This window comes from Pseudomonas sp. BF-R-24 (assembly GCF_019947335.1).
In the GTDB taxonomy this organism is placed as follows: Bacteria; Pseudomonadota; Gammaproteobacteria; order Pseudomonadales; family Pseudomonadaceae; genus Aquipseudomonas; species Aquipseudomonas jessenii.
In genome coordinates, this window is sequence record NZ_JAGYGG010000021.1 from 23,869 (window position 1) to 37,616 (window position 13,748).

General features: G+C 59.3%; 12 protein-coding genes. 7 read left to right on the top strand and 5 right to left on the bottom strand.

Annotated elements, in window-relative coordinates; translation table 11 throughout:
- Window positions 1–280: 280 nt before the first annotated feature.
- The 3 genes from rluB (at window position 281) to arfB (ending at window position 4,358) form a co-directional block, all read left to right on the top strand.
- On the top strand, window positions 281–1,501 hold the full coding sequence (gene rluB, locus KGA98_RS17455) for a 23S rRNA pseudouridine(2605) synthase RluB (protein ID WP_057715929.1): 1,221 nt from the start codon (window positions 281–283) through the stop codon (window positions 1,499–1,501).
- An 863-nt stretch (window positions 1,502–2,364) separates the two neighbouring features.
- The gene (locus tag KGA98_RS17460; RefSeq protein ID WP_223502915.1) at window positions 2,365–3,786 is read left to right on the top strand and encodes an amino acid permease; all 1,422 of its coding nucleotides are present in this window, start codon (window positions 2,365–2,367) and stop codon (window positions 3,784–3,786) included.
- A gap of 158 nt (window positions 3,787–3,944) precedes the next feature.
- Complete coding sequence (gene arfB, locus KGA98_RS17465) at window positions 3,945–4,358, top strand: alternative ribosome rescue aminoacyl-tRNA hydrolase ArfB (protein WP_057715927.1); 414 nt, start codon at window positions 3,945–3,947, stop codon at window positions 4,356–4,358.
- Here arfB and KGA98_RS17470 read toward each other — a convergent pair.
- The 5 genes from KGA98_RS17470 to phhA all read right to left on the bottom strand — a co-directional run bounded on the left by KGA98_RS17470 (window position 4,355) and on the right by phhA (window position 8,754).
- On the bottom strand, window positions 4,355–5,554 hold the full coding sequence (locus KGA98_RS17470) for an MFS transporter (protein ID WP_223502916.1): 1,200 nt from the start codon (window positions 5,552–5,554) through the stop codon (window positions 4,355–4,357). The two genes, arfB and KGA98_RS17470, sit on opposite strands and share 4 nt — an antisense overlap.
- 99 nt (window positions 5,555–5,653) lie before the next feature.
- Window positions 5,654–5,839 carry a hypothetical protein gene (locus KGA98_RS17475; RefSeq protein WP_057715925.1) on the bottom strand — a complete coding sequence of 62 codons (186 nt, stop codon included), beginning with the start codon at window positions 5,837–5,839 and terminating at the stop codon, window positions 5,654–5,656.
- 474 nt (window positions 5,840–6,313) lie between these two features.
- A complete protein-coding gene (locus tag KGA98_RS17480; RefSeq protein WP_223502917.1) occupies window positions 6,314–7,507 on the bottom strand; it encodes an amino acid aminotransferase in 1,194 nt (397 codons plus the stop codon).
- Complete coding sequence (locus KGA98_RS17485) at window positions 7,507–7,863, bottom strand: 4a-hydroxytetrahydrobiopterin dehydratase (protein WP_007938547.1); 357 nt, start codon at window positions 7,861–7,863, stop codon at window positions 7,507–7,509. The genes KGA98_RS17480 and KGA98_RS17485 overlap by 1 nt, the downstream gene beginning before the upstream one ends.
- A gap of 105 nt (window positions 7,864–7,968) precedes the next feature.
- Window positions 7,969–8,754: a phenylalanine 4-monooxygenase gene (gene phhA / locus KGA98_RS17490; RefSeq protein WP_057715923.1), complete on the bottom strand. Its 786-nt coding sequence runs from the start codon at window positions 8,752–8,754 to the stop codon at window positions 7,969–7,971.
- Window positions 8,755–9,061: 307 nt separating this feature from the next.
- On the opposite strand from phhA, the gene KGA98_RS17495 reads away from it, so the two are divergent.
- The 4 genes from KGA98_RS17495 (at window position 9,062) to napA (ending at window position 13,745) form a co-directional block, all read left to right on the top strand.
- Window positions 9,062–10,621 (top strand): sigma-54-dependent transcriptional regulator, encoded by a 1,560-nt coding sequence (locus KGA98_RS17495; protein ID WP_223502918.1) that lies wholly within the window; start codon window positions 9,062–9,064, stop codon window positions 10,619–10,621.
- Window positions 10,622–10,778: 157 nt separating this feature from the next.
- Complete coding sequence (locus KGA98_RS17500) at window positions 10,779–10,946, top strand: periplasmic nitrate reductase, NapE protein (protein ID WP_173677902.1); 168 nt, start codon at window positions 10,779–10,781, stop codon at window positions 10,944–10,946.
- A gap of 37 nt (window positions 10,947–10,983) precedes the next feature.
- Window positions 10,984–11,250, top strand: a complete 267-nt coding sequence (locus KGA98_RS17505) for a chaperone NapD (protein ID WP_223502919.1) — start codon at window positions 10,984–10,986, stop codon at window positions 11,248–11,250.
- Window positions 11,241–13,745 (top strand): nitrate reductase catalytic subunit NapA, encoded by a 2,505-nt coding sequence (gene napA, locus KGA98_RS17510; protein WP_090453787.1) that lies wholly within the window; start codon window positions 11,241–11,243, stop codon window positions 13,743–13,745. Before KGA98_RS17505 ends, napA begins: the two co-directional genes overlap by 10 nt.
- The last annotated feature ends 3 nt before the right edge of the window (window positions 13,746–13,748 follow it).

The window sequence follows — 13,748 nt, forward strand, 5'->3', positions numbered from 1 at the left end:
TGTGGAGATCCATTGTGGGAGCGGGCTTGCTCGCGAAGAGGGCGTGTCAGTCGACATCTTTGTTGGCTGACCTGACGCATTCGCGAGCAAGCCCGCTCCCACAGGGGGAATTGTGTTCCCCGGAAAGCTGCGAGCCACCGGTCGGCGGAAAAACAAATAACCTTGCCTTGATCAGCTAGTCTCTGATGCGCAAACGCCCTCATGCGCGTATGATTCGCGACCCTTCGGCGATCCCTTCGCCCAAGTACCCAGTTTTCAGACCACACCGGGAGGTGCCCAGATGAGTATCAAAGACCAGCAAGACGACCAGCCAATCGGCCCAGCAGGCGAAAAACTGCAGAAAGTCCTCGCCCGTATCGGCGTCGGCTCGCGCCGTGACGTGGAAGCCTGGATCAGCCACGGCCGCATCAAGGTCAACGGCAAAGACGCCACCCTTGGCCAGCGTGTCGACATGCACGACGCCATCACCATCGATGGCAAGGTGATCAAGCGCGAAGAGGCTGCCGAGTCGGTGCGCCGCGTAATCATGTACAACAAGCCCGACGGCGAGATCTGCACCCGTGTCGACCCGGAAGGCCGTCCGACCGTGTTCGACAAGATGCCGCGCCCGAAAGAAGGCCGCTGGATCAACATCGGTCGTCTGGACATCAACACCACCGGTCTGCTGATGTTCACCACCGACGGTGAACTGGCCAACCGCCTGATGCACCCTTCCTACGAAATGGACCGTGAATATGCGGTACGTGTGCGTGGCGAAGTCGATGACGAGATGATCGAGCGTCTGAAGGCTGGCGTTGTCCTTGAAGACGGCCCGGCCAAGTTCACCGACATCAAGCAGGCGCCAGGCGGTGAAGGTTTCAACCACTGGTATCACTGCGTGGTGATGGAAGGTCGTAACCGCGAAGTTCGTCGCCTGTGGGAATCCCAGGGCCTGGTGGTCAGCCGTCTGAAGCGCGTGCGTTTCGGTCCGGTGTTCCTCAACTCCGATCTGCCGATGGGCCGCTGGCGCGAAATGAGCCAGTACGAAGTCGACATCCTGAGTGCCGAGGTCGGCCTGACGCCGGTCGCGATGCCGCAGATGAACGCCAAGAGCAAGGACAAGCTTGACCGGATGCAGCGCAAGTCGTCGCGTCCGATGGCCAAGACCGAGCGCGTTCGTACCCTGCGTCCAGCCACTGGTGCAGCCGCCGCACCTGCCGCGCCTCGTGCCAGCCGCGAGCCGCAGATCGAAGGCGAGCGTCCAGGGCGCAAGCCTGCTGCCCGTCAGGACGGCGAACGCGGTCCACGTACGCCACGTCCGGCCAACGGCCGTACCGAGCGTGGCGAAGGTCGTGGTACGCCGGTAGCCGATCGCCCGGCTGACACCAAGCGCCCGGCCAAGCCTGCGCCGAAGCGTCCGGGGATCAAACTGGTCGACGGTGACACGCCATCGGGCAAGCGCCGTGGTGCACCGGCCGGTTCCGGTCAGCGTCCAGGCTTCGGTCGTCGCAAGCCGGAGTGAGGCAGCGGTAAGCTGTTAGCGGCAAGTGAAAAACGCCAACCTTCGGGTTGGCGTTTTTTTTTGCCTGGCTTTATGTCCGTATTGTTTTTGAGGGCGCCATCGCGAGCAAGCTCGCTCCCACAGGGTGATGAGTTTGCTCGGAGAATCGCGATTAAAATGTGGGAGCGAGCTTGCTCGCGATGGCGTCAGTCGTCGCGCTGAGACCTCCAATATGGAAACCATGGTTTACGCCATGTAAAGAAATCCTGACAAAAACCACGGATTAACCCCGTGGATTCGCCATTCCCTGGATACCGTAAGAAAACGCTTACGCTTCAGCGTCTTCCTTCCTCCTTCCGACCCTCTGGCCCGCTTGTTTCACCGCTCCATGCAGGGTGTTATGCGCGCCATGCCTGTCGTGCAGGTGCATAACAAAAAGGAGGCGCAATGAACGCCGCAATCCGTTTTCATCTCTCCGCGAGTGGCGTGTTTGGCGCCGTCTGCGTCGATGATCCGCAAGGATCTGCCCCATTTTTTGCAGCCGCCCGAGCCTCTCGGGGCGGACACAGGCAATCCCGGCCATAGACACGCTTGTCCAGCGGGTCTGGCAGCAGGGGGTTACAGGTGTACAATGCGCCGCGTTTTACCTGTGACCTCCTGCGCATCTGCGCAAACCTCAAGGCTATCCGCCTTGTTCACTCCGTCGCGTCACGAGCGTGTCGGGTTCGATTTCGTCACAGATAAAAACAAACAGGTGACGCATGACCGTTGTAATTACGCTGAACTCCTGGTGCCTGCGCTGGGGTTTGATCGGTGCCGCTTAACGCCTTTCTTGAGCAGCAACGTCTACTGAACATCATCAAACCTTGCGTGAGACCCTTTTCATGAGTGGACAAAACCCGCAATCAGGCGAGCTGAAACGCGGCCTGAAAAATCGCCACATTCAATTGATCGCCCTCGGTGGCGCGATCGGTACCGGCTTGTTCCTCGGCTCGGCCGGGGTGCTGAAATCCGCCGGCCCGTCGATGATCCTCGGCTACGCCATCTGCGGCTTCATCGCCTTCATGATCATGCGCCAACTGGGCGAAATGATCGTCGAAGATCCGGTGGCCGGCTCCTTCAGCCACTTCGCGCACAAGTACTGGGGCGGCTTTGCCGGCTTCCTGTCGGGCTGGAACTGCTGGATTCTGTACATTCTGGTGGGTATGTCCGAGCTGACCGCGGTCGGCAAATACATCCACTACTGGGCGCCGGACATCCCGACCTGGGCCTCCGCAGCTGCCTTCTTCGTGCTGATCAACGCCATCAACCTGGCCAACGTCAAAGTCTTTGGCGAGGCCGAGTTCTGGTTTGCGATCATCAAGGTCGTGGCGATCGTCGGCATGATTGCTCTGGGCAGCTACCTGCTGGTCAGTGGCAATGGCGGCCCGCAAGCTGCGGTCAGCAACCTGTGGTCCCACGGTGGCTTCTTCCCGAACGGTGTCACGGGTCTGGTGATGGCCATGGCTTTCATCATGTTTTCCTTCGGTGGCCTGGAAATGCTCGGTTTCACCGCTGCCGAAGCCGACAAGCCGAAAACCGTGATTCCGAAAGCGATCAACCAGGTGATCTACCGGATCCTGATTTTCTACATCGGTGCATTGGTGATCCTGCTGTCGTTGACGCCGTGGGACAGCTTGCTGACCACCCTGAACGCTTCCGGTGATTCCTATAGCGGCAGCCCGTTCGTGCAAGTGTTCTCGATGCTGGGCAGCAATACCGCTGCGCACATCCTCAACTTCGTGGTCCTGACCGCTGCGCTGTCGGTGTACAACAGCGGCACCTACTGCAACAGCCGCATGCTGCTGGGCATGGCCGAGCAAGGCGATGCGCCAAAGGCATTGGCGAAGATCGACAAGCGCGGTGTGCCGGTGCGCTCGATCCTGGCCTCGGCCGCCGTGACTCTGATCGCGGTACTGCTGAACTACCTGATTCCGCACAGCGCGCTGGAACTGCTGATGTCGCTGGTGGTGGCCACCCTGGTGATCAACTGGGCGATGATCAGCTACTCGCACTTCAAGTTCCGCCAGCACATGACCAAGACAAAACAGACGCCGCTGTTCAAGGCCTTGTGGTATCCGTACGGCAACTACATCTGCCTGGCGTTCGTGTTGTTCATCCTTGGTGTGATGTTGTTGATTCCGGGGATCCAGACATCGGTGTACGCGATTCCGGTGTGGCTCGTGTTCATGTGGGTCTGCTACGGCATCAAGAACAAGCGCAGTGCGCAACATGCACTGCAGGTTGCCGGCTCTACGGCGAAGTAAACGCAGAGCGCAGAAACAACGAACCCGGCCATGTGCCGGGTTTGTTGTTTTTGGGGTTCACATAAATCCCTTTGTGGGAGCAAGCTCGCTCCCACAAGGTCCGGATTCCTCCCATCTATTCGCGGTATCCTGCACACTCTGAATACGGACGCTTTTCCATGCTGGTGATTTCCAACAACGTGCAGCTGCCGGATGCCGAGATCGAGTTGACGGCCATTCGCGCCCAGGGCGCGGGTGGGCAGAACGTCAACAAGGTTTCCAGCGCCGTGCACCTGCGCTTCGACATTCCGGCGTCGTCCTTGCCCGAGTTCTACAAGGAGCGGCTGCTGGCGCTGCGCGACAGTCGCATCACCAGCGACGGTGTGTTGATCATCAAGGCCCAGCAGTACCGGACGCAGGAGCAGAACCGCGCCGATGCGCTGTTGCGGTTGACCGAGTTGATCCTCAGCGCCACCAAGGTCGAGAAAAAGCGCCGTCCGACCAAGCCGACCCTCGGCTCGAAGACCCGTCGCCTCGAATCCAAGAGCAAGCGCGGTAACATCAAGGCCGGGCGCGGTAAGGTCGACTTCTAGCGGGTGTCCCGTGCTTCGCGTTGCTTCGGCGCCTGCCGGTACAGGTATAGGCTCAGCATCAAACCGCTGAGCGCGGCGAGGGCGGCGAACAGGAAGATCGAAGCGAACCCGAACCCGGCAGCAATCGCCCCTGCCAGCGGCCCGGTGATCCCCAGCGACAAGTCGATGAACAGCGAATAGGCGCCGACCGCTGCACCACGGCTGGAGGCCGGGACCAGGTTGACCGCCTCCACGCCCAGTGCCGGAAACACCAGCGAAAAGCCGAACCCGCTCAGCGCCGCACCCGCCAGTGCCCAATGAGCATCCGGTGCCAGCCACAGCAAGAGCAATCCCAGGGTTTCCACTGACAGGCAGGCAATGGCCACGCGAAAGCCGCCGAGGCGGTTGATCAGGTTGCCGAACAGCAAGCGCGCGCCGATGAAGCTGGTGCCGAACAGGCTTAGGCACAGCACCGCGTTGTCCCAGTGTTGCGTGGCGTAATACAAGGTGATGAAGGTGGCGATGGTGCCGAAGCCGATGGAGCCCAGGGCCAGGCCGCAACCGTGGGGGAAGACTCGCCCCAGCACATGCATGAACGGCAGGCGCTCACCGGCAACAATCGGTGCGGCGGTTTTCGGCCAGGCCAGCAGCAGGCCGAGAACGGCCAGCAATACAATGCTCACCCCCATGCTCCACAAGCCCAGTTGATGGACGAGCAGCACGCCCAGGGGCGCGCCGACAGCCAGTGCGCCATAGCTGGCGATACCGTTCCAGGAGATGACCTTGGCGGTGTTCGCCGCACCGACCCGGCCGATGCCCCAGCCAATCGAGCCCGAGCCCACCAGGCTTTCGGCGCTGCCGAGCACCAGACGGCCGATCAACAGGCTGATCAGGCTCAAGGTCGGCAGGCTCTGGGTCCAGGCCGAGACCAGCATGAACACACCGCTCAAGCCGCAACCGGCCAGGCCATACATCACAGCCAGTTTGCTGCCCTTGTTGTCGATGATCTTCCCGGCATAGGGGCGGCTGAGCAGGGTGGCCAGGTATTGCACGCTGATCACCAGACCCGCGATCACCGCGCCGAAGCCCAGGTCGCTGTGGACGTAACCGGGCAATACGGCCAGGGGGATGCCGATGTTCAGGTAGCCAATGAAGGTGAAAAGGACGATGGAAACGACTTGCAGCGTGACCGCCAGGGGGCGCTGGTTTTCAGGCATGGGTTAAGGTCCACGGTAAAGCAGGATAGATAGGCTGCTTATGATAGCGGTGTGGACGGTCGGCGGTTGTGAAAAAGTAAAACTATTTACCGGGCGGTGTCATTCAGCTTTGACGGGGGCGACCAGTTGCGTGGTGACCAGGGCGGCCAGCGCATTTTCCTGGGTGCCGAAGCGGGCGAGCAAAGCGGCTTGTTTCTCGGGAGAGAGGCGATTCCAGATCTCGATCATTTTCTCGGCGGTGCCGATCAGGACGCTGGCCTGCGCTTCGCTGAATTCATCGGTCATGGAAAGTCTCGTTTCAGGCAGTGTGGAAAGCGCATGGTAGCGCTTTCCACACGGTCTGTACGGCGGGTGTTTCAGTCTTCTCTGTCAGCCTGGCGGCTGTCAGTGGCTTCTTTCGGCTCGGGCTGTTGGGCTCCGGCTTGCTGCGTGGTCGTCTGCTCAGGTACGTGCAGGCTTGGGAAGGGGAGATTAGGAATCTCGTGCATGGTTGCGCTCCTCGCTAAGTCTGTTGATAGATCTGGTAGATCCGCGCTTTAAAAAAAGCCTGGGCAGGATACAGCACTGAAAATGACAAACGGACTTTTATATCCATTTGTTTCGACGGATGGGGTTGTCTAGACAGGTTGAAACAACTGTAGGAGCGAGCTTGCTCGCGAAAAACGTCAACGATAACGCAGGGGTGCTTGACACCCCGCGGTGTTCTGGCGTCCATCGCGAGCAAGCTCGCTCCTACAGGGGGTTTGCAGTGTTTGTGAGTTATTTGCAGACCTTGGCAATCGCCTTGGCCAGCAAATCCAGGCGCGTGGCATCAATGCCGGCCACGTTGGCCCGGCCCGAGCTGACCATGTAAACGCTGTGATGATCACGCAGGTTCTTCACTTGCTCAGGCGACAGGCCGGTGTAGGAAAACATCCCGCGTTGCACGCCAATATGGGCAAAGCGCTCGCGCAAACCGTGAGGCTCCAGCGCTTCCACCAAACCGCTGCGCAGTTGGGCGATACGCAGGCGCATCGCTTCAACTTCGTCGGCCCACAGACGTTTCAGCTCTGGATCACCGAGGATGGTCGCTACAACGGCAGCGCCATGATCCGGCGGCGTCGACCACAGGTTGCGGGCGATGTTGGCCAGTTGGCTGCGGATATCCACCAGCTTGTCGGCGGTTTTCGCGCAGACAATCAGCGCGCCGGTGCGGTCGCGGTAGAGGCCGAAGTTCTTTGAGCAGGAACTGGTGATCAGCAGTTCCGGCAACTCGGCGGCGAACAGCCGGGTCGACCAGGCATCCTGTTCCAGCCCATCGCCGAATCCTTGATACGCGAAGTCGATCAGCGGCAGCAGTTCGCGACGGCGCACCACGTCCAGCACCCGTTGCCAGTCATCCTGGGACAGGTCGAAACCTGTCGGGTTGTGGCAGCAGGCGTGCAGCAAGACCACGTCACCCTTGGGCGCTTCGTTGAGCGCCGCCAGCATGCCGTCGACGTCGAGACGGTTGTCGCTGCCCACGTACGGGTAGTGGCTGACCTTGACCTTGGCTGCCGCAAAAATCGTTTCGTGGATCGGCCAGGTCGGGTTGCTCAACCACACGCCACGCCCTGGCAGGCACTGGGCGATGAAGTCCGCGCTCAGGCGCAACGCCCCGGTGCCGCCCGGAGTCTGGGTGGCGCCGGCGCGTTGTGCGCTGATCAGCTTCGAGTCGGCACCCAGCACCAGCTCATTGATCGCTTTGCCGAACGCCGGCTCGCCGTGACCACCGATGTAGGTCTTGGTGGACTGGTGATCCACCAGGCGCTGCTCGGCTAGCTTCACCGACTCGAGAATCGGCGTCAGGCCCTGGGCGTCCTTGTAGACACCCACGCCCAAATCGAATTTGCGCGGGTTCGGGTCCTGCGCGTAGGCCTCCATCAGGCCCAGAATCGGGTCGCCAGGCACTCGACCGATGGCGTCGAAATGCATTACTTGCGCCCCTCAGCGTCCTTCGCCACTTCGTCAGTGCGCGCGGCCATGATGAAATCGTTGCGGTGCAGGCCCTTGATCGAGTGGCTCCACCAGGTCACGGTCACTTTGCCCCACTCGGTCAGCAGGCCCGGGTGATGGCCTTCGGCCTCGGAGATTTCGCCGACGGCGTTGGTGAACGCCAGGGCGTGCTTGAAGTTCTTGAACAGGAAGACCTTTTCCAGCTGCATGACGCTGTCACGTACTTCGATGTTCCAGTCCGGGATCTGCTTGATCAGGATCGGCAGTTCTTCGTCGCTGACTTGTGGGGCGTCGGCGCGGCAGGCTTCGCAATGGGCTTGGTTCAAAGTGGACATGGTGTGTTTCCTGTAATCGAGTGTTTTTATATCGGTCGACAGTGCCGTCACGCTAAACCAAAGCGACGGTGACTGACAGACTCACTTGTCAGCAAAAGTCGCGGTTCACGCGGCCTTTGGCGGAAATTTCGGTGTGTGCAGACCCATCTGCATCGCTTGCTTGACCATGCCCATGATGTCTTCGTGGGCCAGGTCGAACAGGCGCTTGAGGTTCGGCAGAACGAAATACAGGGGTTGCAGGATGTCGATGCGGTAAGGCGTGCGCATGCATTCCAGCGGGTCGAAGGCTTGGTGTTCAGGCTCGTTCGACAGGCTGTAGACGGTCTCTTTCGGTGAGGACAGGATGCCGCCGCCGTAGATGCGCTGGCCTTGCGGGGTGTCGAGCAGGCCGAACTCGATGGTCATCCAGTACAGGCGCGCCAGGTACACGCGTTCTTCCTTGGACGCCTTGAGGCCGAGCTTGCCGTAGGTGTGGGTGAATTCGGCGAACCACGGGTTGGTCAGCAGCGGGCAGTGACCGAATATCTCGTGGAAAATGTCCGGCTCTTGCAGGTAGTCCAGTTCTTCGCGGGTACGAATAAAGGTCGCCACCGGAAACTGCTTGCTGGCCAGCAATTCGAAAAAGGTCTGGAAGGGAATCAGTGCGGGAACCCGGGCAACCTGCCAGCCGGTGGTTTCAGCGAGGACCTTGTTGATTTCGCCGAGTTGAGGAATGCGGTCGTGGGGCAGACCGAGTTTTTCGATACCGTCCAGGTACTCCTGGCACGCACGCCCTTCGATCACTTTCAGTTGACGAGTGATCAGCGTGTTCCACACCGCGTGTTCTTCGGCGGGGTAGTCGATAAAACCTTGCGCATCGGGCTCGCGAGCCACGTATTGCGTCTGCTTCATGCTGCTCTCCTGCTAGGGGATTTCGTTCTTGTTATGTACTGCTATGGACCTAGAAATACCTCAAGAATTGCACTGTTGCAGCAGCTGCGGGGCGTTACGCGCAGGAAAATCCCTCGACATTCGTAAAATTTTCGTTACGAATTGGTCGCGGTCGCGCAGCTACTGGGATTTCCTGGTTTGAAAAACGCTTTGCCTGTCACATAATCTTGACGACTATCTGGGTGCCTCGAAAGAAAAATGCGATCGAACGCGCACCGCAATACCCACAGGACCTCAACCTCACTCACTGCATTTTCGGGCCTTTAATATGCGTATCAAAGTCCACTGCCAGAACCGCATCGGCATCCTGCGCGACATTCTCAACCTGTTGGTGGAGTACGGGATCAACGTGGCCCGCGGTGAGGTGGGGGGGGAGCATGGCAATGCCATCTACCTGCATTGCCCAAACCTGATCAACATTCAGTTCCAGGCCTTGCGTCCGAAATTCGAAGCGATTGCCGGGGTCTTTGGCGTCAAGCGTGTAGGGCTGATGCCCAGCGAGCGTCGGCACATGGAACTCAATGCACTGCTCGGTGCGCTGGAGTTTCCGGTGCTGTCGATCGACATGGGCGGTTCCATTGTCGCGGCCAACCGTGCGGCGGCGCAGTTGCTCGGGGTGCGCGTCGACGAGGTGCCGGGGATTCCCCTGTCGCGGTACGCCGAGGATTTCGATTTGCCGGAACTGGTGCGCGCCAACAAGTCGCGGATCAACGGGCTGCGGGTCAAGGTCAAGGGGGATGTGTTCCTGGCCGACATCGCGCCACTGCAATCGGAGCATGACGACAGCGAGGCCATGGCCGGTGCGGTGCTGACATTGCACCGCGCCGACCGGGTGGGCGAGCGCATCTACAACGTGCGCAAGCAGGAGTTGCGCGGCTTCGACAGCATCTTCCAAAGCTCGAAAGTCATGGCCGCCGTGGTGCGCGAAGCGCGACGCATGGCGCCATTGGATGCACCGCTGTTGATCGAAGGGGAAACCGGCACCGGCAAAGAGTTGCTGGCGCGGGCCTGCCACTTGGCCAGTCCTCGAGGGCAGTCGCCGTTGATGGCGCTCAATTGCGCCGGTCTGCCGGAGTCCATGGCCGAGACGGAACTGTTCGGTTACGGCCCGGGCGCCTTTGAAGGGGCGCGGGCCGAAGGCAAGCTCGGGCTGCTGGAGCTGACGGCGGGCGGCACGCTGTTTCTCGATGGCGTCGGGGAAATGAGCCCGCGCTTGCAGGTGAAATTGCTGCGTTTTTTGCAGGACGGTTGCTTCCGTCGTGTGGGCAGTGATGAAGAGGTCTACCTCGACGTGCGAGTGATCTGCGCGACCCAGGTCGACCTGTCCGAATTGTGCGCTCGCGGTGAGTTCCGCCAGGACCTCTACCACCGCTTGAATGTGTTGTCGCTGCACATCCCGCCGTTGCGCGAATGCCTCGACGGCTTGACGCCGCTGGTGGAGCACTTCCTCGATCAGGCCAGCCGGCAGATTGGCTGTCCGCTGCCCAAACTCGCCCCGGCGGCCATGGAGCGGCTCAGCCACTACCATTGGCCAGGTAACGTGCGTCAACTGGAGAACGTGCTGTTCCAGGCGGTTTCCCTGTGCGACGGCGGCACGGTCAAGGCCGAGCATATTCGTCTGCCGGATTATGGCGTGCGTCAGCCCCTTGGCGATTTTTCGCTGGAGGGCGGGTTGGACGAGATCGTCGGGCGTTTCGAGAAGGCGGTACTGGAACGGCTTTATTCGGAACATACCAGCAGCCGATTGCTCGGCAAACGACTGGGTGTTTCCCACACAACGATTGCCAACAAGTTGCGTGAATATGAAATAGGCAAACTGGAGCGTTAAAAACTCACTCAAATAATAACTCTTCTCGAGTGTCAATACTTGTCCAGTGCTGTCAGTTCGCATTTAAAGCGCTAAAGCTTCTGCTATTGATCTGAATCATGGAACTTATAGAGGAAGCCATCTAGGCTCCTCTCAAAGTTTGGCAGGAGTGCTGACCATGCCATCAATGGATGACTCTACCCAGCGAGTTCGCAAAGAAACTCGCCTCTTCTATTTCCTGATCATTGTTCTGTTTCCACTGTTATCGGTGGCGATAGTCGGTGGTTACGGTTTTTTTGTCTGGTTCCTGCAAATGCTCCTCGGTCCGCCAGGCCCCCCCAACTGATCGCCATCTATCTCTAATTCAGCAGGGAGTACGGGACATGGGAAAGACGCTGCACATTGCCAGTCTGGTAGTACATGCCCGTCCGGCCCTGTTCGAGGCGGTGAAAGCCAACTTGCGTTTGCTCACGGGCGTTGAACTTCATCAGGAAAGCCCTGCCGGCAAACTGGTGGTTGTGCTGGAAACCGAACACGAAAGCCAGATTCTTCAGCGAATCGATCAGATCAATCGCCTGCCAGGCGTGCTCAATGCCGCCCTGGTTTATCACGAGATTCTCGATGTAACGGGAGAAAGCACATGCCTATGACGCGGCGAGAGTTTGTCAAAGCCCAGGCTGCCGGGATCGCGGCAGCGGCTGCGGGCCTCCCGGTGTTTACCTCTGCCAGCAACCTGATTACCGAACAAGACATGGTTGCCCTGGACTGGAACAAGGCGCCCTGTCGTTTTTGCGGCACCGGTTGCAGCGTCATGGTGGCGACCAAGGACAACAGGGTTGTTGCAACCCACGGCGACGTAAAAGCCGAGGTCAATCGCGGGTTGAACTGCGTCAAAGGCTACTTTCTATCCAAGATCATGTACGGCGTTGATCGGCTGACTCAGCCACTGTTGCGCATGACCAATGGGCAATATGACAAACAAGGCGAGTTTCACCCGGTGTCCTGGAAACAGGCGTTCGATGTGATGGAGTTGAAGTACAAGGAGGCGCTGAAGAACAAGGGCGGGGAGTCTATCGCCATGTTCGGTTCCGGACAGTGGACGATCTGGGAAGGGTACGCGGCCAACAAATTGATGAAGGCGGGGTTTCGCTCGAACAACATCGATCCCAATGCACGCCATTGCATGGCCTCGGCGGTCATGGGCTTTATGCGCACGTTCGGTATCGATGAGCCAATGGGCTGTTATGACGATATCGAAGTCACCGATGCATTCGTCTTGTGGGGTTCGAACATGGCGGAAATGCATCCGATTCTGTGGAGTCGGGTCACCGATCGCCGTCTAAGCCAGCCGAATGTGAAAGTGGCCGTGCTCTCTACTTTCGAACATCGCAGTTTTGAACTGGCCGACATTCCGATGGTGTTCAAGCCGCAGACGGACCTGCTCATTCTCAACTACATCGCCAATCACATCATTGAAAGCGGTTCGGTCAACAAAGACTTCGTCAGCAAACATACCAAGTTCGCAAAAGGCACGGATGACATCGGCTACGGTTTGCGTGCCGATAATCCGCTGGAGATGAAAGCCAAAAATGCCGACAAGGCGAACACCTGGACCGACATCGACTTCGAGCAATTCGCCGCTTTTGTAAAACCCTACACCCTTGAGCGCACCGCGAAAGAAACCGGTGTGCCGGCCGAGCGCCTCAAGGCATTGGCCGAACTGTACGCCGACCCCAAGCGCAAGGTGGTTTCGTTCTGGACCATGGGATTCAACCAGCACACCCGGGGTGTGTGGGCCAACAACCTGATCTACAACATTCACCTGCTGACCGGGAAAATCAGCGAGCCGGGCAACAGTCCTTTCTCCCTGACGGGTCAGCCTTCGGCCTGCGGGACGGCACGTGAAGTGGGCACGTTCTCCCATCGTTTGCCGGCCGACCTGGTGGTCACCAATCCGGCGCACCGCGCCACCGCGGAAAAAATCTGGAAGCTCCCGGCGGGCACCATCAAGGAAAAGGTCGGGTTCCATGCCGTGCAGCAGAGTCGCATGCTCAAGGACGGAGTGCTCAATGTGTATTGGACGATGGCCAGCAACAACATGCAGGCCGGGCCCAACATCATGCAGGAAGTGCTGCCGGGGTGGCGCAACCCCGAGAACTTCGTGGTGGTGTCGGATGTGTATCCCACCGTCTCGGCACAGGCGGCTGATCTGATTTTGCCGACGGCGATGTGGGTCGAGAAAGAGGGCGCTTACGGCAACGCGGAGCGGCGTACGCAGTTCTGGCATCAACTGGTCTCGGCGCCGGGTGACGCCAAGTCGGACCTTTGGCAATTGGTCGAGTTTTCCAAGCGCTTTAAAACCGACGAGGTCTGGCCGCAGGAACTGTTGGACGGCTCACCGCAATACAAGGGCAAGACCCTGTATGAGGTGCTGTTCAAGAATGGCCAGGTCGATCAGTTCCCTGTTGAACAAATGGCGGCGGGCTATCAGAACGACGAAGCCCGGGATTTCGGTTTCTACCTGCAAAAAGGTCTGTTCGAAGAATATGCCCAGTTCGGCCGTGGACATGGTCATGACTTGGCGCCCTTTGATCGTTATCACTCCGAGCGCGGGTTGCGCTGGCCTGTCGTCGAAGGCAAGGAAACGCTTTGGCGCTTCCGCGAAGGTTACGATCCGTATGTCGAGAAGGGCAGTGGCGTGCAGTTCTACGGCTACCCCGATAAGAAGGCAATCATCTTCGCGCTGCCTTACGAGCCTCCTGCGGAAGCCCCGGACGCGGACTTCCCGTTCTGGTTGAGCACCGGTCGGGTGCTTGAGCATTGGCACACCGGGACTATGACCCAGCGTGTCGAAGAACTTTATAAAGCGGTCCCCGATGCGCTGGTCTACATGCACCCGGCCGATGCCAAGGCCTTGAATGCCCGGCGTGGCAGCGAAGTAAAGCTGATCAGTCGGCGCGGCGAGATGCGTGCACGGATTGAAACCCGGGGGCGCAACAAGCCGCCCCAAGGCCTGGTGTTCGTGCCGTTTTTCGATGCCAACAAGCTGATCAACAAAGTCACGCTTGATGCGACGGACCCGATCTCCAAACAGACCGATTACAAGAAATGCGCGATCAGGATTGAGTTGATCAAGACGGCATAAGGA